The organism is Rehaibacterium terrae (assembly GCF_014202935.1).
GTDB lineage: Bacteria > Pseudomonadota > Gammaproteobacteria > Xanthomonadales > Xanthomonadaceae > Rehaibacterium > Rehaibacterium terrae.
The window spans coordinates 151,342-175,074 of record NZ_JACHHX010000002.1 but is presented as its reverse complement, the minus strand read 5'-3'; the positions used below and the strand labels follow the sequence as shown (position 1 = coordinate 175,074).

The window sequence follows — 23,733 nt, the reverse complement described above, 5'->3', positions numbered from 1 at the left end:
TTGTTGTGCCGCTTGCTTCCACAGATCCCCAGCGCGTGTGAACGGTCAGCGGTGAGCGGTGCGCGCAAAAGGCACGGCCGCCTTCCCACCGCTCACCGCCGACGGCTCGCCGCTCACTGTCCTCACGTCAAAACTCCCCCCGATACCAATTCCGCAGCTTCGACCAGAACGTGCCCACCTTGCCGCTCGGCATCGCCGGGCGGCGCGGGTGCTCGCTCTGCGACCCCCACAGCAGCAGGCCGACACCGGTGGCGTGCACCGGGTTGCCCACCACTTCCCCCAGTCCGGTGACGTGCTGCGGGATACCCACGCGCACCGGCATGTGCAGCATTTCCTCGGCCAGCTCGACGACGCCTTCCATCTTGGCGGCGCCGCCGGTGAGCACCAGGCCTGCGCGCACCAGCTCCTCGAAGCCGGAACGGCGCAGCTCGGCCTGCACCATCTCGAAGATCTCCTCGTAGCGGTTCTGCACCGCCTCGGCCAGGGCCTGCCGCGCGAGGCGGCGCGGCGGACGGTCGCCGACCGAGGGCACCTGGATGCTTTCCTCCGCGGTCGCCAGCTGCGCCAGCGCGCAGGCGTAGCGGACCTTGATCTGCTCGGCTTCGGGCGTGGGCGTGCGCAGCAGGTGGGCGATGTCGTTGGTGACCTGGTCGCCGGCGATCGGCAGCGAGGCGCTGTGGCGGATCGCGCCCTGCACGAACACCGCGATGTCGGTGGTCCCGGCGCCCATGTCGACCAGCACCACGCCCAGTTCCTTCTCGTCGGCGGTGAGCACGGCGGTGCTGGAGGCCAGCGAGGACAGGATCAGGTCGTCCACCTGCAGGCCGCAGCGCTGCACGCACTTGGAGATGTTCTGCGCCGCCGACTGCGCGCAGGTGACCAGGTGTGCGCGCACCTCCAGCCGCACGCCGGACATGCCGACCGGGTTGCGGATGCCCTCCTGCGAGTTGTCGACGATGTACTCCTGCGGGATGGCGTGCAGGATCTTCTGGTCGGCCGGCACCGCGACCGCCTTGGCGGCCTCCAGCACGCGGTCGAGGTCGGCGTAGGTGACCTCGCCGCCAGCCACCGGCACGATGCCCGGCGAGTTGCGGCACTGGGTGTGGCTGCCGGACAGGCTGGCGTAGACCGAGCGGATCTCGCAGCCGGCCATCAGCTCGGCCTCCTCGATGGCGCGCTGGATCGACTGCACGGTGGACTCGATGTCCACCACCACGCCGCGGCGCATGCCGCGCGACTCGTGCGAGCCGATGCCGATCACCTCGATCGGATTGCCGGGTGAATACTCGCCCACCAGCGCCACCACCTTGGAGGTGCCGATGTCGAGGCCGACGATCAGGGACTTGTCGCCTTTGCGGTTCATGTGTCGGAGCCGGAAATGGGAAATCGGAAATCGGAAATCGGGCGCCGGGACCCGGAAAAGCCGGGCGCCGGCGCCACTGCGAGACCAGCAGCGCCTGCTCGGGCCGGCATCCACGGTGTCGCGCCGGAACAACAGGCCACGCCCTGGTGGAGATGGCTGGCCTTGCCGGCACTTCCCGGCGCCCCGGGCCCGGGGTCCCGGGCTCCGGCCTCACCCCACACCAGAGCGAATCCGTTCGTGTAGCGCAGGTCGGCGCGCACCAGCCGCCGCTGCTCGGCGGCCAGCAACTGCGGCAGCAGGCGGACGAAGCGGGCGAGCCGCGCCTCGGTGTCGGTGCGGCCGAGCACGATCTCGGTGCCGTCGCTCAGGCTCAGGCTCCAGCTGCCGCGCGCGCTCACCCGCACGCCGTGCACGGCCAGTCCGGTACCGGCGAACAGCGTGCGCGCCTGGTTGAACAACGCGACCACTTCGCGCACGCGCCCATCCGGGCCGTCGAACACGGGAAGGCGCTCCAGGCCACGGCCGCTGGCGGCGAACAGCACGCCACGGTCGGACAGCAGCCGGTCCTCGCCCCAGCGCGCATAGGCGCGGTGCTCGACCAGGGCCACCTCCAGCACGTCCGGCCAGCGCTTGCGCACCTCGACCCGCTCGACCCACGGCAGGGCCGCGACCGCCGCGCGCACCTCGTCCAGCCGCACGGCGAAGAAACCGCTGCCAAGGTGCGGCACGACCGTGTCGCGGACCTGCTCGGCATCGACCTGGCGGAACTCGCCGGTGACCTGCAGCCGCCGCATCGGCCAGCGCTCGGAAGCGATCCAGCCGTTGAGCACGGCGACGATCGGCAGCGCCAGCATCAGCAGCGCCACGATCCAGGCGGTGAGCCGGACGCCGGCGTTCATGGCCCGCCCTCCCCGAGAGAGGTCTCCAGCACCCGCCAGCACAGCTCCTCGAAAGACACGCCAAGCGCGCGCGCGGCCTTGGGCACCAGCGAGTGGCTGGTCATGCCCGGTGCGGTGTTCACCTCCAGCAGCCAGTTGCCGCCGTCGCGGTCGCGCATCACATCGACCCGGCCCCAGCCGCTGCAACCGACGGCGATGAAGGCCTGCAAGGCCAGCGCGCGCATGGCCTGCTCGTCCTCGCCGGTCAGGCCAGGGCACAGATACTGCGTGTCCTCGGCCACGTACTTGGCGTGGTAGTCGTAATACTCGCCGGCCGGGACGATGCGGATGCTCGGCAGCGCGGTCTCGCCGAGGATGCCGACCGTGTATTCCTCGCCGACGATGAGCTGCTCCATCAGCAACTCGCCCGGGTAGCGCGCCGCCAGTGCGACGGCGGCGTCGAGGCCGGCCTCGTCGAACACGCGGCTGATGCCGACGCTGGAGCCCTCGCAGGCCGGCTTGACGATCACCGGCAGGCCGAGTGCGCGCGCCGCCGCCTGCACGTCCCCACCCGGCGCCAAGCGCACGTAGCGGGGCGTCGGCAGGCCCAGCGCCAGCCACACCTGCTTGGTACGGATCTTGTCCATGCTCAGCGCCGAGCCGAGCACGCCGGAGCCGGTATAGGGCACGCCGAACGCATCGAGCAGCCCTTGCAGCACGCCGTCCTCGCCACCGCCATGGCTGCCGTGCAGCACGTTGAACACACGGTCGAAACGCCTGTCCAGCAGCGCCTGGATCAGCGCCGGCACGCCGTCCACCGGCACAGCGTCGATGCCGCGCGCGCGCAGCGCCTGAAGCACGTTGCGGCCGGAGTCGAGCGACACCTCGCGCTCGGACGAGCTGCCGCCCATCAACACGGCGACGCGGCCGAAGCCCTTCGGGTCGATGATGCGCAAGGCGGGCAGACCGCTCATTCCTTCCTCGCTCCTTCGATGCCCGCGCTCGCCAGCGACTGCGCGACCTGGCCGATGTCGCCGGCGCCCATCACCACCAGCAGGTCGCCGTCGCGCAGCACGTCCGGCAGCACGGACGGGATGTCTCTGGCCGCATTGACCAGCACCGGATCGATGCGGCCGCGGGCGCGGATCGCGCGCGCCAGCGCCTTGCCGTCGGCGCCCGCGATCGGCGCCTCCCCGGCCGGGTAGACCTCGGTCAGCACCAGCGCGTCGGCGCTGGAGAGCACGGCGGCGAATTCGTCGAGCAGGTCGCGGGTGCGGGTGTAGCGGTGCGGCTGGAACGCCACCACCAGCCGCCGCTGCGGCCAGCCGCCGCGGGCGGCATCGAACACTGCCTGCAGCTCCACCGGATGGTGACCGTAGTCGTCGACCAGCAGCGCCTTGCCGCGACCGAAGTCGAGTTCGCCGAGCAGGTTGAAGCGCCGACCGACGCCATGGAACGCCTCCAGCGCGCGGGCGATGGCGGCCGGCGCCACGCCGAGCTGCCAGCCCACCGCCGCGGCGGCCAGGGCGTTCTGCACGTTGTGGCGGCCGGGCAGGTTCAGCGTCACCGGCTGACGCACGCCTTCGGGCAGACACAGGGTGAAGTGCATCCGTCCGCCCTGCTGCGTCACGTCCTCGGCGCGCACCTCGGCCGACGGATCGAAGCCGTAGCGCATCACGTGGCGCGGCATCTCGGCCGCCAGCGCGGCCACTTCCGGGTCGTCCACGCAGAGCACGGCCAGGCCGTAGAACGGCAGCCGGTGCAGGAACTCGGAGAACGCCGCCTGCACCCTGGCGAAGTCGCCGTCGTAGTTCTCCAGGTGGTCGGCGTCGATGTTGGTGACCACCGCCACCAGCGGATTCAGGCGCAGGAAGCTGCCGTCGCTCTCGTCGGCCTCGGCCACCAGCCAGGTGCCGCTGCCCAGGCGCGCGTTGGCGCCGGCCGAGAGCAGCTTGCCGCCGATGACGAAGGTCGGGTCCAGCCCGCCCTCGGAGAGCACGCTGGCGATGAGCGAGGTGGTGGTGGTCTTGCCGTGCGTGCCGGCCACCGCGATGCCGCGACGGAAACGCATCAGCTCGGCCAGCATCTCGGCGCGCGGCACGACGGGAATGCGCTGCGCGCGTGCCTCCAGCAGTTCGGGGTTGTCCGGCCGGATCGCGCTGGACACCACCACCACATCGGCCCCCAGCACGTTGGCGGCGGCGTGGCCGCGGTGGATGGTCGCGCCCAGCTCGCCGAGCCGGCGCGTGGTGGCGCTGTCGGCCATGTCCGAGCCGGACACCCGGTAGCCGAGCGTGACCATGACCTCGGCGATGCCGCTCATGCCGACGCCGCCAATGCCGATGAAATGCACGCGCGGGAAGGCCTGCGCCAGGTCGCCGGACTGGCTGAGACGACGGATCATGCCGTGGCCTCCTCCAGACAGGCCTCGGCCACCCGCTGGGCGGCCTCCGGCATGGCCAGCGCGCGCGCCGCCTGTGCCATCGCCAGCAGCGCGGCGCGGTCGGCGAGCAGTTCGCGCAGGTTCGCGGTCAATCGCTCGGCGAGGTCATCGGCCTGCGGTACCAGGCGGGCGGCGCCACGTTCGACCAGGTATTCGGCATTGCGGGTCTGGTGGTCGTCCACCGCCTGCGGGAACGGCACCAGCACACTGCCCACCCCGGCGGCGCACAACTCGGCCAGGGTCAGCGCACCGGCGCGGCAGACGACCAGATCGGCCCAGCCGTAGGCCTCCGCCATGTCGTCGATGAAGGGTTCCACCGAAGCGGCCACGCCGGCCTCGGCATAGGCACGCTCGGCTTCTGCATGCAGGGCCTGACCGCACTGGTGGCGGACCTGCACTTCGAGTTGGTGGCGCAGTGCGGCCAGCGCCTTCGGCAGCGCCACATTGAGCGCGCGCGCGCCCTGGCTGCCGCCGAGCACCAGCAGTCGCAGCGCACCCTCGCGCCCGGCGAAGCGCTGCGCCGGCGGTGGCACCACGGCGATCTCGGCGCGTACCGGGTTGCCGACCGTCTCGGTGTTGATGCCGCCGAAACTGTCCGGGAAACCGCACAGCACCCGTTGCGCGATGCGCGCGAGCACGCGGTTGGTCAGGCCCGGCGCGCGGTTCTGCTCGTGCACCAGCAGCGGCCGCCGCTGCAGCCAGGCGGCCAGGCCACCGGGTCCGGCGACGAAGCCGCCGAAGCTGATCACCGCGCGCGGCCGGTGACGGCGCAGCAGCGACCAGGCCTGCGCCACCGCGCGCAGCACGCGCAGCGGCGCCAGCAGCAGGGTCAGCATGCCCTTGCCGCGCAATGCGCCGATGGCGATGGTCTCGATGGCGAAGCCGGCCGCCGGCACCAGCCGCGTCTCCATGCCGCCGTGAGCGCCCACCCAGAGCACCGGGACGGCGCGCTCGCGCAGCGCCTGCGCCACGGCCAGGCCCGGGAAGATGTGGCCGCCGGTGCCGCCGGCGAGAATCACGACCGGATGCGGGGCGCTCATGCGGCCTCCCCCAGGGTCGGCTCGACGCGACGGCGCCCGCGTGCGTCGGCGTGACTCACGCCGCCGCCATCGGAATCGTCCTCGGCTGCCAGCTCCTCGCGCGCGCGGGCGACCTGGCGGGTGGCGCGGTCGAGTTCGTAGCTCACCCGCAGCAGCAGGCCGATCGCCGCACAGGTCATCAGCACGCTCGAGCCGCCCGAGGAAATCAGCGGCAGGGTCAGGCCCTTGGTCGGCAGAAGGCCGAAATTCACGCCGATCGAGACGAAGGCCTGCAGACTGATCCACAGCCCCACCCCGAAGGCGCAGAAGCCGGAGAACAGGCGGCGCATCTCGACCGCGCGCAGGCCGATCCGGAATGCCCTGCCGGCAAGCACGGCAAACAGCGCAATCACCGTCATCACGCCGACGAAGCCGAGCTCCTCGCCGATCACCGAAAGAATGAAATCGGTGTGCGCCTCGGGCAGATAGAACAGCTTCTGCACGCTGCCGCCCAGGCCGACCCCGAACCACTCGCCGCGGCCGATGGCGATCAGCGCCTGGGTGAGCTGGAAGCCGTCCTTGAACGGATCCTCCCAGGGGTTCATGAACGAGGTCAGGCGGCGCACGCGGTAGGACTCGCTCATCGCCACCCAGGCCAGCACCGGCAGCGCCGCCATCGCCGGCAGCACCAGCTTGGGGATGCTGGCGCCGCCCAGCCAGAGCATGCCGCCGACGATGGCGCAGATCAGCAGGGCCGAGCCGAAGTCCGGCTGCGCCAGCAGCAGACCGACCAGCAGGGCGGCCACCAGCAACGGCTTGAACATGGTGCGCCAGCCGACGTGCACGGTGTTGTGGTAGCGCTTGAGGTAGCTGGCCATCCACACGATCAGCAGCAGCTTGACCGCTTCGACGACCTGGAAGTTGGAGATGCCCAGCCGGATCCAGCGCCGTGCCCCGTTGACGGTGTGCCCCAGCCCCGGCACGAAGACCAGCAGCAGCAGCACGAAGCAGAAGATCAGCAGCATCGGGGCATGCTTCTCGACCAGCTTGAGCTCGGTGCGCGCCAGCACCAGACCGAGGACCAGGCCACCGGTCAGGAACAGCGCATGGCGGGCGAGGAAATGGAACGGACCGACGTTGAGGCCCTCGGCGATGGCGATCGAACTGGATGCCACCATCACCAGGCCGATGCAGGCCAGCGCCAGTGCCGCGCCGAACACGACGCGGTCGTAGTGGCCGGGGATCGCGTCCAGGCGCTGGGCCTGGGTGTCCCGTGGGCGTTCCGCATACTGGCCGGGGAAGACGAGCACGGTCAGCGCACCTTGAGGGTGGCGAGCCCGACCAGCACGAGCATCACCGAGATGATCCAGAAGCGGACGATCACGCGCGGCTCGGGCCAGCCCTTGAGCTCGAAGTGGTGGTGGATCGGCGCCATCCGGAAGATGCGCCGGCCGGTGAGCTTGAACGAAGCGACCTGCGCCATCACCGACAGCGTCTCGATGACGAAGATGCCGCCCATCACGACGAGGATGAGCTCCTGGCGGACGATGACCGCCATCACGCCGAGCGCGGCGCCCAGCGCCAGCGCACCGATGTCACCCATGAACACCATCGCCGGATAGGTGTTGAACCACAGGAAGCCCAGGCCCGCGCCGGCGATGGCGGCGCAGACGATCACCAGCTCGCCGGCGCCCGGCACCTGCGGGATCTGCAGGTACTGGGCGAACACCGCGTGACCGGAGGCGTAGGCGAACACGCCCAGCGCGCCGGCCACCAGCACGGTCGGCATGATCGCCAGCCCGTCCAGGCCGTCGGTGAGGTTGACCGCGTTGGAGAAGCCGACGATCCAGAAATAGGCGACCACGACGAAGAAGCCCCCGAGCGGGATCGCCACGTCCTTGAACAGCGGCACGTAGAAGGTGGTCGCCGCCGGGGTGTCGGCGGTCCAGAACAGGAACAGCGCGGCGGCGAAACCGCACAGCGACTGCAATGCGTACTTCCAGCGCGACTTCAGGCCGTTGGGGTCGCGGCGGACGATCTTGATCCAGTCGTCCAGCCAGCCGATCGCGCCGAAGGCGACCAGCACCGCCAGCGTCACCCACACGTAGCGGTTGCCGAGATCGGCCCACAGCAGGGTCGACAACACCACCGAGAGCAGGATCAGCGCGCCGCCCATGGTCGGCGTGCCGGCCTTGGAGAAGTGCGTCTGCGGGCCGTCGCTGCGGATCGGCTGGCCGCCGCTCTTGAGCGAGGCCAGGTAGCGGATCAGCCGCGGCCCCAGCCACAGCGACAGGCCCATGGCCGTCAGCGCGCTGAGGATGCCGCGGAAGGTGATGTAGCCGAACAGCGCGAAGATGCGGTCCAGGCCTTTCAGCCACTCGGCCAGTTCAAGCAGCATGCCCGCTCCCCTTTTCCTGTGGCGCTTCCTGTGGCGCTTCCCGTGGCGCCGCCTCGCCGCGGTATGCGGCGAGCAGGGACGCGACCACCTCGTCCATCGCGCTCGAGCGCGAACCCTTGACCAGGCAGCGCACGCGCCGTCCCGGCGCACTGGCCTCCAGCGCCATCCGCAAGGCCGCGACCAGTGCGTTGCGGTCGTCGAAATGCATCGCGCCGCTGCCGTAGGCGCGGCTGGCGGCGCGGCTGAGCGCGCCGACCGTGAACAGCCGGGCGATGCCGGCGCGGCGCGCACGGCCGCCGATGTCGGCGTGCAGCAGTTCGGCGCCCTCGCCCAGTTCGGCCATGTCGCCGAGCACCAGCCAGCTCTCGTCGCCGGCGGCGGCCAGGGTGTCGATGGCGGCGGCGACCGAACCCGGATTGGCGTTGTAGCTGTCGTCGATCAGCATCAGGTGCTCGGACAAGGCATGCATCGTCTGCCGCCCTGGCACCGGCCTGGCCTCCTGCAGCCCCGCACGGACCGCTTCCAGCGAGGCGCCGGCCGCCAGCGCCAGCGCGGCGGCGGCGAGCGCGTTCATCACGCTGTGACGGCCGGGCAGCGGCAGGACCACCTCGCAGCGCCCCGCCGGAGCGACCAGTTCGAATCGGGAGCGGTCGGTGCCGAGCAGCAGGTCGTGCGCGGTCACCTCGGCATCGCCTTCCAGCCCGAAGCGCAGCACGCGCCGCCCCGCCGCACGCTCGACGAAGTACGGCGCGAAGGCATCGTCGGCATTGATCACCGCCACGCCGTCGGCCGGCAAGGCCTCGTAGATCGCGCCCTTGGTCTCGGCCACGCGCAGCAGGGTGCCCATGCGCTCCAGGTGCGCCGGCGCGATGTTGTTGACCAGCGACACGTGCGGGCGGGCGATGCCGGTCAGGTAGGCGATGTCGCCGGGCTTGCCGGCGCCCATCTCGTAGATCGCGTAATCGGCGTCCTCGGGCGCGTCGAGCACCGCCAGCGGCAGGCCGATCTCGTTGTTGCGGTTGCCCGGGTTGGCGTAGGCCTTGCCCGCCTGCGCCAGGATGCCGTGCAGCAGGGTCTTGACCGAAGTCTTGCCGTTGCTGCCGGTGATGGCGATCACTTTCGCCGGGCGGCCGGCCTGCACGGCGGCCGCCAGCCGGCCCAGCGCCCGCAGCGTGTCGCCACAGACCAGCTGCGGCAGCGCCACCTCGACCCGGCGACCGACCAGCAGGGCGGCGGCGCCGCGGGCCGCGGCCTCGACGCAGAAGTCGTGACCGTCGAAGCGCTCGCCGCGCAGGGCGACATACAGGCTGCCGGGCGCGAGCGTGCGGGTGTCGGTGGACACCGCGGCGATCCCGCCGTCGGCGCCGATCAGGCGGGCCTCGCACCAGGCAGCGACCTGCGACAGCTGCACGGGCCTCATGTCACCGCCTCCAGGGCCCGCCGGGCCACCTCGAGATCGTCGAAGGGATGCCTCACGCCGCGCACTTCCTGGTAAGACTCGTGACCCTTGCCGGCGATCAGCACGATGTCGTCAGGCCCGGCCTCGGCCACGGCGCGGGCAATGGCGCGACCGCGGTCGCGCTCGACCGCCACCGCGTCGCGGCGGGCGAAGCCGGCCAGGATCTCGGCGACGATGGCGTCGCCGTCTTCGCCGCGCGGGTTGTCGTCGGTGACGATCACCCGGTCGGCATGGGCTTCGGCGATCGCCGCCATCTGCGGCCGCTTGCCGCGGTCGCGCTCGCCGCCGCAGCCGAACACGCACACCAGCAGGCCGCGCGCGTGCGCGCGCAGGCTGCTCAACGCCTGCTCCAGCGCGTCCGGGGTGTGCGCGTAGTCGACCACCACCAGCGGCCGCACGCCGTCGCCGCCGAGGCGGTTCATCCGTCCGGCCACCGGCTGCAGGCGCGGCAGCACGCCGGCGATCTTCGCCAGCGGCCAGTCCAGCGCCAGCAGCACACCGGCCACGGCGAGCAGGTTGTCGACGTTGAAGCGGCCGAGCAGCGGCGAGTCGATGCGCATGCGCTCGTCGCCCTGCACCAGCTCGAAGGCGATTCCGGCCGGCGTGAGCCGGACCTGCTCGGCGCGCAGCGCAGCCTCGGCGCCGCGCGAGCTCAGGCCGACCCGCCGCAGCCCGGCCGGCAGGCCGGCATGCAGGCGACGGCCGAAGTCGTCGTCGAGGTTGACCACCGCCGCGCGCAGTCCCGGCCACTGGAACAGCCGTGCCTTGGCCGCGCCGTAGGACGCCATGTCGCCGTGGTAGTCGAGGTGATCGCGAGTGAGGTTGGTGAAGGCCGCGACGGCGAAACGCACGCCGTCCACCCGGCCCTGATCGAGCGCGTGCGAGGACACCTCCATCGCCACGTGGGTCGCCCCGGCGTCACGCAGCTCGGCGAGCAGGCGATGCACGGCGATCACGTCCGGCGTGGTGCGCTCGCCCGCCGCGATGCGGCCGTGCAGACCGGCACCGAGGGTGCCGATGCTGCCGGCGACGTGACCGGCCAGCGTGAAAGCCTGCGCCAGCAGCTGCACGGTGGAAGTCTTGCCGTTGGTGCCGGTGACGCCGACCACCGTCAGCGCCGCCGAGGGCGCGCCGTGGAAGCGGTCGGCGATGCCGCCGAGCGCGGCGCGCAGGCCGGGCACCCCGATGGCGTCGGCCGGCACCACCATGTCCGCCGGCACCGGCGGCTCGTACACGATCGCGGCGGCGCCGGCGGCACGCGCGGTGTCGGCGAAGCGCAGGCCATGCGTGCTGCCGCCGGGCAGCGCGACGAAGGCATCGCCCGGGCGTATGGCACGGCTGTCCAGGCTCAGGCCGGTGACCGTGACACGATCCAGGCCCGGCGTGTCCGCCAGGCCCTGCAGCAGTTCGGCGAGCGTACGGCGGCTCATTCCGGCCCGGCGCCTCCCACGAATTCCGGCAGCGGCTCGATGTCGGCCGGCAGCTCGGCCGACATCTCCGGTGGCGGCGCCGGCGGCAGCGCCACGTACCACTGCTCGGCCTGATCGGGCGGCACGTCGAGCAGACGCAGCGCACCGTCCATCACCCGGGCGAACACCGGTGCGGCGACCAGGCCGCCGTAGTAGTCGCGCCCCTGCGGGTCGTCGATGATCACGACCATCGCCAGGCGCGGATTGCTTGCCGGCACCAGGCCGGCGAACAGGCTGAGGTAACGCTTCTGGTAACCGCCGACGCTGGCCTTGCGCGAGGTGCCGGACTTGCCGGCGACCCGGTAGCCCTGCACCCGCGCGCGCTGGGCGGTGCCCTCCGGGCCGGTGACGGTTTCCAGCATCCCGACCACGGTGCGCGCCACCTGCGGGCTCACCGCCTGGCGGCCCGGCGCCTGGGCGCCCTTGACGAAGGTCGGCGGCATCAGCACGCCGGCGTTGCCGAGCGCCGCGTAGGCCTGGGCGATCTGCAGCGGCGTCATCGACAGGCCGTAGCCGTAGGAGATGGTCGCCTTCTCCAGGATGCCCCAGCTGCGCGGGGTCGGCAGCACGCCCGAGGACTCGCCGGGGAAGCCGGCCCCGGTGGCGTCGCCGAAGCCGAACTTGCGCAGCACCTCGTAGAACTGCTCGTTGCTCAGCTCCAGCGCGATCTTGGTCGAGGCGATGTTGGAGCTCTTGGTGAGCAGGCGGGTCATGTCGACCACACCGAAGTTGCGCACGTCGCGGATCACATGGCGCGCCAGCGGCATGTAGCCCGGGCTGGTGTCGAAGCTCGACGCCGGCGTGAACTTGCCGCTCTCCAGCGCCGCGGCGACGGTGAAGGCCTTGATCACCGAGCCCGGCTCGAACACGTCGGTGACGGCGCGGTTGCGCTGGCTGCCCGGCTCGGCCGACTCGCGCGCGTTGGGGTTGTACGAGGGCGCGTTGACCATGGCGAGCACCTCGCCGGTCGGCACGTCCAGTATCACCACGCTGCCGGCGGCGGCGCGGTGTTCCAGCAGCGCGGCCTTCAGCTCGCGGTAGGCCAGATACTGGATGCGGCGGTCGAGGCTCAGCACCAGATCGCGGCCGGGTTCGGCGGCACGCACCAGATCGACGTTCTCGACGATGCGGCCGCGACGGTCGCGGATCACCCGCTTGGCGCCGGGCTTGCCGGTCAGCCAGTCGTCGAAGGCCAGCTCCAGGCCCTCCTGGCCGCGGTCGTCGATGTTGGTGAAGCCGAGCACGTGCGCCATCACCTCGCCGAGCGGGTAGAAGCGCCGGAATTCGCGCTGCGAGTACACGCCCGGGATGCCGAGGTCGATGATGCGCTCGGCCTGGTCGGGATTCATGTGCCGGCGCAGGTAGACGAACTCGCGGTCGGCGCGCTGTGCGATGCGCTGGGTCAGCGGCTCCAGCGGCATGTTGAGCGCGCCGGCCAGCTGCGGCAGGCGGTCGGGATGCGCCAGCAGCTCCTTGGGGTTGGCCCAGATCGACTCCACCGGCGAGGAGATCGCCAGCGGCTCGCCGTTGCGGTCGAAGATGGTGCCGCGCGACACCGGGATCGGGATCTCGCGCAGGAAGCGCGCATCGCCCTGTTGCTGGTAGAAATCGTTGTTGAGCAGTTGCAGGTCGACCGCCCGCGCCACCAGCGCCAGGCCCGCCAGGCCGAGGAAGCCGCCCACCGCCCAGAGCCGGGCGCGGATGTCGAACGGGCGCGTGCGCGGCTTCATGGTTTCACCACCACCAGCGACTTGCCCTGCGGCGCCTGCATGCCCAGACGCGCGCGGGCGATCTGCTCGATGCGGTTGGTCTCGGCCCAGGTCGCCTGCTCCAGCTGCAGGCGGCCGAACTCGATGTTCAGCTCGTCGCGCTCGCGCTCCAGCCGGCTGAGCTCGACGAAGCGCTGGCGATGCTCGTGACGGGTGTGCACCACGGCGATGGCCGAGGCCAGCGTGGCGGCCAGCAGCAGGGCGAACAGGAAGAGGCGCGCGCTCATGCGGCGGCCTCCAGTTTTTCCGCCACGCGCAATACCGCGCTGCGGGCGCGCGGGTTGGCAGCCAGCTCGGCCGCGTCGGCGCGGATGGCATCGCCGACGATCTTCAGCGTCGGCACGAAGGCGCGCACCTCGGGCAGCCGGCGGTTGGCCGGCGGCGCCTTGGCGTGGCGGGCGATGAACTGCTTGACGAGGCGGTCTTCCAGCGAATGGAAGCTGATGACGGCGAGGCGACCGCCCGGCTTCAGGCGCGCATGGGCGGCGGCGAGCCCGCGCTCGACATCCTCCAGCTCGCGGTTGACGTGGATGCGGATCGCCTGGAATGTGCGTGTGGCCGGATGACGATCGCCGTCGCCGCGACCGACCACGCCGGCGACCAGCTCGGCCAGCTCGCCGGTGCTGGTGAGCGGACGCTCGCCACGGCGGGCGACGATGGCCCGCGCGATGCGCCGGCTCATCCGCTCCTCGCCAAACTTCCACAGCACGTCCGCGATCTCCCGCTCACTCGCCCGCGCCAGCCATTCGGCGGCGCACTCCCCGCTCCCGGGGTCCATCCGCATGTCCAGCGGGCCGTCCTGGCGGAAGCTGAATCCGCGCCGCGCCTCGTCCAGCTGCGGCGAGGACACGCCGAGATCGAACAGCACGCCATCCAGCCCGGCCGCCGTCTCCTCCCACTCCGCCAGCGCGGCGAAACTGCCCTGCCGGATCGCCACCCGCGGATCGCCGCCGAACCGGCGTTCGGCCTCGGCGATCGCTTCGGGGTCCTTGTCCATCAGCAACAACCGCCCCGTCGGACCCAACCGCTCCAGCACGCCGGCCGCGTGCCCGCCACGTCCGAACGTCCCGTCCAGATACCGGCCGTCCCTGCGCACCCGCAGACCGTCCAGGGTCTGCGCATACATCACCGGGAGATGGCTCGGGGTCTGCGCCGTCATGCGCACCCGGCCCCCACCCTTACAACCGCAGCTCGAGCATGTCCTCGCTGATCTCGTCTTCCCCGATGGTCAGACGGATCTGCGCGAGGTGCGCCTGCTCGCTCCACAACTCGAACTTGCTGCCCATGCCCAGCAGCACCGCCTTCTTCTCGATGCCGGCGGCGTGACGGTGACTGGCGGGCAGGAGGATGCGGCCGTTGCCGTCCGGCTCCACCGGCGTGGCCGCACCGACCAGCTTGAGCTGGAGGTTGCGGTGCACGCGCTTGGCGGTGGGCAGGGCGACGACCTGGTCGCGCACCTTCTCCCACTCGGCCTGCGGGTAGAGCCAGAGGCAGCCGTGCTCGTAAGGGTTGTAGGTGATCACCAGACGATTGCCGCACTCGCGCGCGACCAGGTCCCGGTAGGCGACGGGAATCGCCAGCCGGCCCTTGTCGTCGATCGTGATGGCGGTTTCGCCCTGGAACATCACCCACTGAACCCCACGAAATCCCCGAAATTCCCTCAGGAGCCCACATTAGACCTGCCCATGGGGGGTGTCAAGCAGTGAATGAGGGAAATTTCCCTTGGCGCATCAACGCCTTGCGCCAATCTTGAGAGACTGGTTCAAGAACAGTTCGGGATGCCATGATTTGGCGCGAAAAATGATTTCACGCCCTGCACGCAAGCGGTGGCAGCCGAAAGGCTCCCCGCCCGCCCGCCCAGGTCGCCGACGGACGAGGAACGCGCCGGACTGCGCAAGGCAAGCGCCCTCGCGCTGCGCCCGATCGGGACGGGCGCCGATCGGTCCCGGCGAGATGGCAACACGGGAAGTCGTCCGGCTGCGGGAAAGTCCTTGGCCGCGACGCCGGCGCGCGCCACCGGCCCCGCGGCGGCCGCGGGCCGCGGATGCGGGGATGCAAAGCGAGACGGGAAGCGTCGCGTGGCGCGCGGCGCCCTCTCCGCCCGCCCCTTTCCGGCGGGCGCTTCAGGCCCGCAGGAAAGGGCGGAGCCGACCGATAAGCCGGGTTCTGTCGTGGACAGTCATTCCTCTCGGCCTTGCGTCGCCGCAAGGCTCCAGCGACCTACCCGGGCGCGGTGCGGGCCACACCATGACGCCCCTATTTGGTCTTGCTCCCGGTGGGGTTTGCCGTGCCGGTCCGTTGCCGGACTCGCGGTGCGCTCTTACCGCACCGTTTCACCCTTGCCACGCGCTCCCGGGGGAGCCGTTCGGCGGTCTGCTCTCTGTTGCACTTTCCGTCGGCTCGCGCCGCCCAGGCGTTACCTGGCACCGTGCCCTGTGGAGCCCGGACTTTCCTCGGCGCATCCGAAGATGCGTCGCGACTGTCTGGTCGACTCCGCGGGGGTGATTCTACGGCTTCGCCGTCGAATCACCCAAAGGTTTTCTGCGAAAACCTTGCCCCCCGCGTTCCGTTGCCTCCGAATCCCCGCCGCTGCCGCGGCGCCCCCTTCACTGAATGCGGCTGTCTGCAGCATGCGGCATCGCGGGCATGTTGTTGCAACATGACCGGCTGCCGCCGGCTCGATCGAAAACCGGAACAGTCCGGGCTTCCGGGAGCGCCTCGGCCACCGGAACGCTCTACCGACTCCCGCCTCCCGATTACCGATTCCCATCGGCCGCATCGCGGCCGTAGAGCGCCTTGCGCGGGGCGCCGCTGATGTCCGCCGCCAGGCGCGCGGCCTGCGAGGGCGGCAGGTGTTCGGCCAGCTTCGCGTACAGGCGCCGGCCTTCGATCAGCCTCGCGTCGGCATCCTCGCCGATGCCTTCGACCAGCAGCACGAACTCGCCCTTGCGCTGATTGGCGTCGTGCTGCACGCGTTCGAGCAGCGACTGCAGGCTGCCGTCGAGCATGGTCTCGAACAGCTTGGTCAGCTCGCGCGCCAGCACTGCGCGGCGTTCGCCGCCGAAGGCGGCGACGAAATCCGCCAGCGATTCCTCGATGCGGTGCGCGCTCTCGTAGAACACCAGCGTGCGCGGCTCGCCGGCGAGCCGGGCCAACCGCTCGCGCCGCGCCGCCGCCTTGGCCGGCAGGAAGCCCTCGAAGCAGAAGCGGTCGCTCGGCAGCCCCGCCACCGACAGGGCGGCGATCGCCGCGCAGGCGCCGGGGATCGGGCTGACCGCGACCCCGGCCGCACGCGCCGCGCGCACCAGCCGGAAGCCGGGATCGCTGACCAGCGGCGTGCCGGCGTCCGACACCAGCGCCAGCGCCTCGCCGGCCTGCAGCCGCGCCACCACCCGCTCGGCGAGCTCGGCCTCGTTGTGCTCGTGCAGCGCGACCAGCGGCCGCTCGATGCCGTAGTGGGCGAGCAGCTGGCGGCTGTGGCGGGTGTCCTCGGCGCAGACCGCGTCGACGCCGCGCAGCACCTCCAGCGCGCGCTGGGTGATATCGCCCAGGTTGCCGATCGGCGTGGCCACGACGTACAGCGTGCCTGCCCGAATTGCGCCCATCGCCGATGTCCTTCCGAGACGAAGGTATGATCTTAGCGGTTCCCTGCAAGGAAGCCGCTCCCCATGAACTTCCGTCCCGCCGCGCTCGGCCTGCTCGTCCTGCTCGCCGCCGGCTGCGCCAGCGTCCAGGTCACGCGCGAGATCTCGCAGGAGGAGCGCGCGGCCGACCGCCTGCTCGCCGAGGGCCGTCACGCCGACGCCGCCCGCGCCTACGAGCAGCTCGCCGCCGGACTGCGCGGCCACGCCCGCTACCCGCTGCTGCTGCGCGCCGCCGACGCCTGGCGCGAGGCCGGCGAACTCGAGCGCGCGCGCGTTCTCATCGACGGCATCGGCCCGCGCCGGCTCGCCGACGACGAGCTCGCGCTGCACGACCTGCTGCGCGCCGAGCTCGCCCTCGCCGACCGCCAGCCGGAGGCGGCGCGCGCGCTGCTAGGCGAGAGCGTCGCCCGCTTCCCGCACGCACTGCGGCCGCGCTGGCACCGGCTGCGCGCCGAGGCGCTGTCGCAGCAGGGCGAGCACTTCGCTGCCGCCGGCGAACTCGCCCGCCTCGACGCTTTGCTGCCGGCCGGCGAACGCCAGGCCAACCAGCGCCGGATCGAACGCGAACTCGCCCGGCTGGGCGACCGCGACCTGGCCCGCGCCAGCGCCGCGCTGCCGGCCGGCGATCCGCTGTACGCCTTCGCCGGCCGCGCCCTGACCGCGCGCGGTCTGCCGCTGCCGCGCGCCTACGACCGCGCCGACCTCGCCGCACCGAGCGTGGCTCGCCCGCCGGCCGAACCCGACGGCTACCGCCCGCCGCTGAAGCTGGCGCTGCTGGTGCCGCTGTCCGGGCCGCTCGCCGGCGCCGGCGCCTCGGTGCGCGACGGCGCGCTGACCGCCCACTTCGGTGAATCGCGGCGGCGGCCCGAGCTGCGTCTGTACGACACCGCCGGCACCGCACAGGGCGCCATCGACGCCTACCAGCTCGCGCTGGCCGACGGCGCCGACCAGATCCTCGGTCCGCTCTCGCGCGACGAGGTGCAGGCGCTGTTCTCGCAGGGCGAACTGGCCGCGCCGGTGCTGGCGCTCAATCGCGTCGCGCTGCCGCCGCCGCCCGGCAGCGCCAGCTTCGCGCTGTCGCCCGAGGACGAGGGCGTGGCCGCCGCCGAACGCATGCTGCGGCGCGGGCTGCTGCGGGTGGTGGTGGTCAGCGCCGGCGACGACAGCGCGCAGCGCAGCCTGGACGCCTTCCGCGAGCATTTCCGCGCGCGCGGCGGCGAAATCCTGACCGAAGCCCGCATCGCCGAGGGCACGCTGGACTACGCGCCGGTGCTGCGCGCCGCGCTGGCGGCGGCCGGCGGCGGCGAGGGCCGGCACGATGCGGTCTTCCTCGCCCTGCGCGGCCCGCAGGCGCGCCTGCTGGTGCCGCAGCTGGCCATCGCCGGCTTCGCCGGCCGGCCGCTGATCGCCACCTCGCAGATCCTGCAGGGCAGCGGCGACCCGCGTCTGGACCGCGACCTGGACGGCATCGAGTTCCCCGAACATCCCTGGCTGCTTGGCAGCCGCGCCGACCTGCCCGACCCGGCGCGCACCGGCCGCCGGCTCGCCAGCGCCCGCGGCGGCGGCGCGCGGCTGTTCGCCTTCGGCCTGGACGCCTACCGGCTCGCCGGCTACCTGGAGCACCTCGGCCGCCAGTCCGGCGCCTGGATCAACGGCGCCACCGGCGAGCTGCGGCTGGACGCCTTCGGCAACGTGCTGCGCATCCCGGCCTGGGGCGTGTTCAGCGGCGGCCGCCCGCGTCCGGCGCTCGACGGCGCGCTGACCCCGGATGCCGAGCTCCAGTGACCGCCGCGCCGATGGCGCGGCCTGGGAGGATCTCGCCCGCGCCACGCTGGAACGGCACGGGCTGCGCATGCTCGCCACCAACGCCCACTGCCGCTTCGGCGAACTCGACCTGGTGATGGCCGACGGCGCCACCGTGGTCTTCGTCGAAGTGCGCTACCGGCGCGGCGGCGGCTTCGGCGGCGGCCTGGCCTCGGTCGATGCGCGCAAGCGCCGCCGCATCGCGCTGGCCGCGCAGGCCTTCCTCGCCGCACGGCCGCCGCTGGCCCGGCGGCCCTGCCGCTTCGACGTGGTCGCCGTGTCCGGCAGCGCCGACGCACCACGCATCGACTGGGTGCGCAACGCCTTCAGCCTCGACGACCTCTGACGCCGTCATCGCTGCGCAACCGCGCTGTCACGCCGCGGTGATGCGCGCGTCCCAGCCTTCCACAGCGGGCAAGGCACGGGCGAGCCGCATGAGCACCCTCCGCTTCCGCAGCATCTTCATCTCCGATGTGCACCTGGGGACGCCGGACTGCAAGTCGGGCTACCTGCTGGACTTCCTGCGCTCGACGCACAGCGAGTTCCTCTATCTGGTCGGCGACATCATCGACCTGGAAGCGCTGGCGCGGCGACCGTACTGGCACCCCGAGCACAGCGCAGTGCTCGGCGAGCTGCTCCGCAAAGCCGGCGACGGCACCCGCGTGATCTTCATCCCCGGCAACCACGACGCACCGCTGCGCGGCCTGGCCGGGCAGTCGGTCGGCGGCATCGTGGTACGGCTGGACGCGCTGCACGTCGGTGCCGACGGCCGCCGCTACCGCGTCAGTCACGGCGACGAGTACGACCCCGAAGACTACGGCAAGCGCTGGCTGTACAGCGTCGGCGAGGCGGCGCGCCGGTTCATCTGCTGGACCAACCGTGCCCTCAACCGCCTGCGCCGCCGACTGCGCCTGCCCTACCTGCCGCTACCGATCATCGCCAAGTCGCACATCGGCAAGGCGCTGGAGTACATCCGCCGTTACGAGCACAGCGCTGCCGCCCGCGCCGCCGCCGAGGGACTCGACAGCCACATCTGCGGACATATCCACTACGGCGGCATCCGCATGATCGACGGTGTGCTGTATTGCAACGACGGCGACTGGGTCGAGCACTGCACCGCGCTGGTCGAGGATGCCGCCGGTGTGCTCGAACTGCTGCACTGGAGCGAGCACCGCACCGCCTTGGCCCAGGCCTCCGCCGACACCGTGCTGCCATCGCCGGTCGCGGCACTGGCCTTCGCCTCGTTGGCACGCGGCGTACGTCCGCTGTAGCCGCACGCGCCGCCCCGCCGAGACGCGGGGAGGGTCACGACGCGGCTATCATCGCCACGTGAGCCATGACCTCCTCCCGCCCGCCCTCGCCCGCGCGCTCGCCGACCTGCTCGGTGACGACGGCCTGCTGACCGACCCGGCCGAGCGGCTCACCTACGGCTACGACAATTCGCGCCGGCAGGCGATGCCGGCAGCGGTGGCGCTGCCGACCGAGGCCGTGCAGGTGGTCGAGCTGGTCCGCGCCTGCCGTCGCCACGGCATGCCGATCGTGGCGCGTGGCCGCGGCACCAACACCACCGGTGCGTCGGTGCCGGTCGCCGGCGGGCTGGTGGTGAGTTTCGAGCGCATGGACCGGATCCTGCGCATCGCGCCGGACGACCGCCTGGCCGTGGTCGAGCCGGGCGTGCTCAACGGCGACCTGCAACGCGCCGCCGGCGAGCACGGCTTCTTCTGGCCGCCCGACCCCACCAGCGCGCCGTTCTGCACCGTCGGCGGCAACATCGCCTGCAACGCCGGCGGGCCGCACGCGGTGAAGTACGGCGCCACCCGCGACAACGTGCTCGCGCTGGCCGCCGTCACCGGCGCCGGCGAGCTGGTCCGCTGCGGCACGCCCACCACCAAGGCCAGCACCGGCTACGACTTCACCCGCTTCCTGATCGGCTCGGAGGGCACGCTGGCGCTGGTCGTCGAGGCCACGCTGAAGCTCACCCCGCTGCCGCCGCTGCGGCGCGCATTGCGTGCGCTCTACGCCGACGTCGGCAGCGCCGCCGCCGCGGTGGCGCGGCTGATGGCGCAGCCGGTCGCGCCGTCGATGCTGGAGTTCATGGACGGCGACTGCGTGCGGCTGGCGCGCGAGGTCGGTGGTGCGGACATTCCCGCCGCCGGTGCGCTGCTGATGATCCAGGCCGATGGCGACGCGGCCACGCTGGAGCATGCCGTCGCCGCATTGTCGCGCGCCGCGCAGGGACCGGGGCTGGTCGCACTCGACGCCGCGCCAGACCAGGCCGCGGGCGAGCGCCTGTGGGCGGCGCGCAAGGCGCTGTCGCCCGCCTTGCGCACGCTGGCGCCGGGCAAGATCAACGAGGACGTGGTGGTGCCGGTGTCGCGCATCCCGGCGCTGGTGGATGCCGTGCAGGCCATCGCCCGCGAGCAGGATCTGCCGATCGTCTGCTTCGGCCACGCCGGCAACGGCAACCTGCACGTCAACATCCTCCACGATCCGGCCGACGTCGCGCAGTCGCAACGCGCGCAAGCCGCGCTGGGCCGCGTCTTCGATGCCGTGCTGGCGCTCGACGGTACCCTCTCCGGCGAGCACGGCATCGGCCTGCTCAAGCGCGACTTCCTCGCCCGCGCCGTCACACCGCAGACGCTGGCGCTGATGCGCGCGGTGAAAGCCCAGTTCGACCCCGACGGCATCCTCAACCCGGGGAAGCTGTTGCCGGAAGACGTTTGAACAGCACTCACGGAGCACAGCGGAGAAGGGCGGGAGGACACGGAGACGGTAAAAATTTGCTTTCTCCGCCCTTCTCCGCTTTTCTTCCTCTTCTCCGTGAGTGCTGTTGCTTCTGACCATGCCCCTGGACGGACTGCTCAAGGAAATCCGCGCCTGCCGGCTGTGCGAGGCGCAGTTGCCGCTCGGCCCCAAGCCGGTGCTGCGCGCCTCGGCGACGGCGCGGTTGCTGGTGGTCGGGCAGGCGCCCGGCATCCGCGTGCACGAGTCGGGCATCCCCTGGAACGACGCCAGCGGCATGCGTCTGCGCGAGTGGCTGCGGATGGAGCGCGAGCGCTTCTATGACCAATCGCAGGTGGCGATCGTGCCGATGGGCTTCTGCTATCCCGGCAAGGGCAGTTCCGGCGACCTGCCGCCACGGCCGGAGTGCCGGCAGACCTGGCACCCGCAGCTGATCCCGCTGCTGACGAACATCGAGCTGATCCTGCTGATCGGCCACTACGCGCAGGATTTCTTCCTCGGCGCACGGCGCAGGGGCACGCTGACCGACACCGTGCGGGCCTGGGCCGACTACGCGCCGCGCTACTTCCCGTTGCCGCACCCCAGCCCGCGCAACGTGGGCTGGTTCAAGCAGAATCCGTGGTTCGAGGCCGAGGTGCTGCCGGCGTTGCGCGAGCGGATCCGGGCGCTGTTCCCGCCCGGTCGCTGACCCGCGATGCCGCAGGCGCGGCGTCAGCCGCGCAAGAGCAGCATCAGCAACTGCAACGTGGCCAGCGCGTACAGGCCCGCGATCGCGTCGTCGAGCATGGTGCCGAAGCCGCCCTTGATGCGCTGGTCGGCCCAGGACACCGGCCACGGCTTCCAGATGTCGAACAGGCGGAACAGCGCGAAGCCCAGCGCGATCCAGCCCCAGCCGCGCGGCGCGGCGAGCAGGGCGATCCACAGGCCGACGAACTCGTCGATGACCACCACGCCCGGATCCTCCTCGCGCATGTCGGCGATCACCCGCTGCGCGGCCCAGGCGCCGAGCACGAACACGGCGCAGACGGCCAGCGCATAGCCCCACAGCGGCAACTCGCGCAGCAGCAGCCAGGGAATCAGCGCAGCCAGGCTGCCGAAAGTGCCGGCGGCGAATGGCGCCAGGCCGGCGCCGGCGCCGGAAGCGATCCAGAACGCGACGCTCCTGCGCACGCGCTGCGGCGGAAAGCTCATCCCTCGTCTCCCGTGAAATGCTCGTAACCGCGTCGCGGCGGCGTCCACGGCCGCCCCTGCGGGTCGCGCACGGCAATGCCTTCGCCGGCCACGATGCGGCCGATGACCGCGGCCGGGGTGGCGGCCGCCGCCAGCGCGGCCGCGATGGCCTCGCGCCGGTGCGGCGGCGCGCTGAACAGCAGCTCGTAATCGTCGCCGCCGGCGAGCTGCAAGCGCCAGCGCGCCGGCCCCTTGAACGACGCCGCCAGCGCCGGCGAACACGGCAGGCGGGCGATCTCGACCGCCGCGCCGACACCGCTGGCGCGCAGCATGTGGCCGAGATCGGCGAGCAGGCCGTCGGACACGTCGATGCAGGCGTGGGCGAGGCCGCGCAGGGCCAGTCCGGCGGCGACGCGCGGCGTGGGGCGGTCGAGGCGGGTGCGCAGGCGATGCCGCACTTCGGCATCCGCGACACGCGCATTGCCTGCGCCGTCGGCAGGCAGCGCGCGCGAAGCGTGCGCGGGCTGCCGAACCCTCGCCCCGCCCCCGCTCCCGGTGGGAGAAGGGCGCGCATGCGGACTGTCGGGCAGGTGGCCGAGCAAGGTGAGCGCGGCGGCGGCATCGCCGGGCGTGCCGGTGATCCACAGGTCGTCGCCTTCGCGTGCGGCATCGCGGCGCAGCGCCATGCCGGCGGGGACGAAGCCATGCACGGTGACGCACACCGAGAGCGGGCCGCGAGTGGTGTCGCCGCCGACCAGGGACACGCCGTGCCGATCCGCGAGATCGAGGAAGCCGTCGAGAAAGGCATCGAGCCAGGCCGCATCGGATTCGGGCAGCGACAGCGACAGCGCACACCAGGCCGGTTCGGCGGCCATCGCGGCCAGATCGCTGAGGTTGACCGCGAGCGCCTTCCAGCCGAGATCGGCAGGCGGGGTGTCGTGCGGAAAATGGATGCCGGCGTTGAGCGTGTCGGTGGCGACGGCGAGCAGCTCGCCGCTCCGCGGCGCCAGCAGTGCGGCGTCGTCGCCGATGCCCAGCATCACGTCATCGCGCGCGCCGGCGCGGGCGCGGATGCGGGCGATCAGGTCGAACTCGCCGACCACGGCGGATCGCTCAACCGCGCCGCGCAGCCTGCACTTCGGCCGCGCGCCAGTCGGCGGCGGCCTTGTCGAGCACGCCGTTGACGTAGCTGTGACCGTGATCGGCACCGAAGCGCTTGGTGGTCTCGATCGCCTCGTTGATCACCACCCGGTATGGCACGTCCGGGCGGTGCAGCAACTCGTAGGCGGCGATGCGCAGCACGCCGCGCTCGACCGGATCGACCTGGTCGATACCACGGTCGATGTACTTGGCCAGCGCCTGGTCGAGCGCGTCCATGTGCCGCTCGACGCCACGCACCAGATCCTCGAAGTACTCGACGTCGGCCACTTCCATGTCCTGCTCGTGGGCGAACTGCTCGAGCACGCGGGCGATGGGGGTGTGCGAAATCTGCCAGGCGTAGATCGCCTGCAGCGCGCGCCGGCGGGCGCGGGAGCGGGCGGCAGGGTCGATGCCGTCGGGACGACGATGCTTCATG

Annotated in this window: 22 protein-coding genes and 1 other RNA gene; 5 read left to right on the top strand and 18 right to left on the bottom strand. The window is 72.0% G+C overall.

The window, feature by feature from the left end; all coding sequences use genetic code 11:
* Positions 1 to 127: 127 nt before the first annotated feature.
* From ftsA to rsmI, 15 genes are all read right to left on the bottom strand, one after another.
* Positions 128 to 1,363, bottom strand: coding sequence for a cell division protein FtsA (gene ftsA / locus HNQ58_RS02135; protein WP_183947129.1), 1,236 nt, complete (start codon positions 1,361 to 1,363; stop codon positions 128 to 130).
* Entirely contained in the window at positions 1,360 to 2,262 is a 903-nt protein-coding gene (locus HNQ58_RS02130) for a cell division protein FtsQ/DivIB (RefSeq protein WP_183947128.1), read from the bottom strand. The genes ftsA and HNQ58_RS02130 overlap by 4 nt, the downstream gene beginning before the upstream one ends.
* Complete coding sequence (locus HNQ58_RS02125) at positions 2,259 to 3,215, bottom strand: D-alanine--D-alanine ligase (RefSeq protein ID WP_183947127.1); 957 nt, start codon at positions 3,213 to 3,215, stop codon at positions 2,259 to 2,261. Before HNQ58_RS02125 ends, HNQ58_RS02130 begins: the two co-directional genes overlap by 4 nt.
* Complete coding sequence (gene murC / locus HNQ58_RS02120) at positions 3,212 to 4,645, bottom strand: UDP-N-acetylmuramate--L-alanine ligase (RefSeq protein WP_183947126.1); 1,434 nt, start codon at positions 4,643 to 4,645, stop codon at positions 3,212 to 3,214. The genes HNQ58_RS02125 and murC overlap by 4 nt, the downstream gene beginning before the upstream one ends.
* Positions 4,642 to 5,724, bottom strand: a complete 1,083-nt coding sequence (gene murG / locus HNQ58_RS02115; RefSeq protein WP_183947125.1) for an undecaprenyldiphospho-muramoylpentapeptide beta-N-acetylglucosaminyltransferase — start codon at positions 5,722 to 5,724, stop codon at positions 4,642 to 4,644. Before murG ends, murC begins: the two co-directional genes overlap by 4 nt.
* Positions 5,721 to 7,013: a putative lipid II flippase FtsW gene (ftsW, locus tag HNQ58_RS02110; RefSeq protein WP_343057135.1), complete on the bottom strand. Its 1,293-nt coding sequence runs from the start codon at positions 7,011 to 7,013 to the stop codon at positions 5,721 to 5,723. The genes murG and ftsW overlap by 4 nt, the downstream gene beginning before the upstream one ends.
* A 2-nt stretch (positions 7,014 to 7,015) precedes the next feature.
* Positions 7,016 to 8,101, bottom strand: a complete 1,086-nt coding sequence (mraY, locus tag HNQ58_RS02105; protein WP_183947124.1) for a phospho-N-acetylmuramoyl-pentapeptide-transferase — start codon at positions 8,099 to 8,101, stop codon at positions 7,016 to 7,018.
* Entirely contained in the window at positions 8,091 to 9,521 is a 1,431-nt protein-coding gene (locus HNQ58_RS02100; protein WP_183947123.1) for a UDP-N-acetylmuramoyl-tripeptide--D-alanyl-D-alanine ligase, read from the bottom strand. The genes mraY and HNQ58_RS02100 overlap by 11 nt, the downstream gene beginning before the upstream one ends.
* A complete protein-coding gene (locus HNQ58_RS02095; protein WP_183947122.1) occupies positions 9,518 to 10,990 on the bottom strand; it encodes a UDP-N-acetylmuramoyl-L-alanyl-D-glutamate--2,6-diaminopimelate ligase in 1,473 nt (490 codons plus the stop codon). The genes HNQ58_RS02100 and HNQ58_RS02095 overlap by 4 nt, the downstream gene beginning before the upstream one ends.
* Positions 10,987 to 12,759 carry a peptidoglycan D,D-transpeptidase FtsI family protein gene (locus tag HNQ58_RS02090; protein WP_183947121.1) on the bottom strand — a complete coding sequence of 591 codons (1,773 nt, stop codon included), beginning with the start codon at positions 12,757 to 12,759 and terminating at the stop codon, positions 10,987 to 10,989. Before HNQ58_RS02090 ends, HNQ58_RS02095 begins: the two co-directional genes overlap by 4 nt.
* On the bottom strand, positions 12,756 to 13,025 hold the full coding sequence (gene ftsL, locus HNQ58_RS02085; RefSeq protein WP_183947120.1) for a cell division protein FtsL: 270 nt from the start codon (positions 13,023 to 13,025) through the stop codon (positions 12,756 to 12,758). Before ftsL ends, HNQ58_RS02090 begins: the two co-directional genes overlap by 4 nt.
* Positions 13,022 to 13,957, bottom strand: a complete 936-nt coding sequence (gene rsmH / locus HNQ58_RS02080; RefSeq protein ID WP_183947119.1) for a 16S rRNA (cytosine(1402)-N(4))-methyltransferase RsmH — start codon at positions 13,955 to 13,957, stop codon at positions 13,022 to 13,024. The genes ftsL and rsmH overlap by 4 nt, the downstream gene beginning before the upstream one ends.
* A gap of 19 nt (positions 13,958 to 13,976) precedes the next feature.
* Positions 13,977 to 14,423 carry a division/cell wall cluster transcriptional repressor MraZ gene (mraZ, locus tag HNQ58_RS02075; protein ID WP_183947118.1) on the bottom strand — a complete coding sequence of 149 codons (447 nt, stop codon included), beginning with the start codon at positions 14,421 to 14,423 and terminating at the stop codon, positions 13,977 to 13,979.
* Positions 14,424 to 14,937: 514 nt separating this feature from the next.
* Positions 14,938 to 15,293, bottom strand: an RNA gene (rnpB, locus tag HNQ58_RS02070) — RNase P RNA component class A.
* A gap of 261 nt (positions 15,294 to 15,554) precedes the next feature.
* Positions 15,555 to 16,403, bottom strand: a complete 849-nt coding sequence (gene rsmI / locus HNQ58_RS02065; RefSeq protein ID WP_183947117.1) for a 16S rRNA (cytidine(1402)-2'-O)-methyltransferase — start codon at positions 16,401 to 16,403, stop codon at positions 15,555 to 15,557.
* Positions 16,404 to 16,466: 63 nt separating this feature from the next.
* On the opposite strand from rsmI, the gene HNQ58_RS02060 reads away from it, so the two are divergent.
* From HNQ58_RS02060 to HNQ58_RS02040, 5 genes are all read left to right on the top strand, one after another.
* Positions 16,467 to 18,227, top strand: a complete 1,761-nt coding sequence (locus HNQ58_RS02060; protein ID WP_183947116.1) for a penicillin-binding protein activator — start codon at positions 16,467 to 16,469, stop codon at positions 18,225 to 18,227.
* On the top strand, positions 18,211 to 18,591 hold the full coding sequence (locus HNQ58_RS02055) for a YraN family protein (protein WP_183947115.1): 381 nt from the start codon (positions 18,211 to 18,213) through the stop codon (positions 18,589 to 18,591). Before HNQ58_RS02060 ends, HNQ58_RS02055 begins: the two co-directional genes overlap by 17 nt.
* An 88-nt stretch (positions 18,592 to 18,679) precedes the next feature.
* Positions 18,680 to 19,516 carry a UDP-2,3-diacylglucosamine diphosphatase gene (locus HNQ58_RS02050; RefSeq protein WP_183947114.1) on the top strand — a complete coding sequence of 279 codons (837 nt, stop codon included), beginning with the start codon at positions 18,680 to 18,682 and terminating at the stop codon, positions 19,514 to 19,516.
* A 58-nt stretch (positions 19,517 to 19,574) separates the two neighbouring features.
* On the top strand, positions 19,575 to 20,969 hold the full coding sequence (locus HNQ58_RS02045; protein WP_183947113.1) for an FAD-linked oxidase C-terminal domain-containing protein: 1,395 nt from the start codon (positions 19,575 to 19,577) through the stop codon (positions 20,967 to 20,969).
* 118 nt (positions 20,970 to 21,087) lie between these two features.
* Positions 21,088 to 21,675, top strand: a complete 588-nt coding sequence (locus HNQ58_RS02040) for a uracil-DNA glycosylase family protein (protein ID WP_183947112.1) — start codon at positions 21,088 to 21,090, stop codon at positions 21,673 to 21,675.
* A 23-nt stretch (positions 21,676 to 21,698) separates the two neighbouring features.
* Here HNQ58_RS02040 and HNQ58_RS02035 read toward each other — a convergent pair whose 3' ends face one another.
* Genes HNQ58_RS02035 through nusB form a run of 3 tightly spaced genes read right to left on the bottom strand, consistent with a single transcriptional unit; the run spans position 21,699 to position 23,732 of the window.
* On the bottom strand, positions 21,699 to 22,178 hold the full coding sequence (locus HNQ58_RS02035) for a phosphatidylglycerophosphatase A family protein (protein WP_183947111.1): 480 nt from the start codon (positions 22,176 to 22,178) through the stop codon (positions 21,699 to 21,701).
* On the bottom strand, positions 22,175 to 23,260 hold the full coding sequence (gene thiL, locus HNQ58_RS02030; RefSeq protein ID WP_343057134.1) for a thiamine-phosphate kinase: 1,086 nt from the start codon (positions 23,258 to 23,260) through the stop codon (positions 22,175 to 22,177). The genes HNQ58_RS02035 and thiL overlap by 4 nt, the downstream gene beginning before the upstream one ends.
* A gap of 10 nt (positions 23,261 to 23,270) precedes the next feature.
* The gene (gene nusB, locus HNQ58_RS02025) at positions 23,271 to 23,732 is read right to left on the bottom strand and encodes a transcription antitermination factor NusB (RefSeq protein ID WP_183947110.1); all 462 of its coding nucleotides are present in this window, start codon (positions 23,730 to 23,732) and stop codon (positions 23,271 to 23,273) included.
* Position 23,733: the final 1 nt, after the last annotated feature.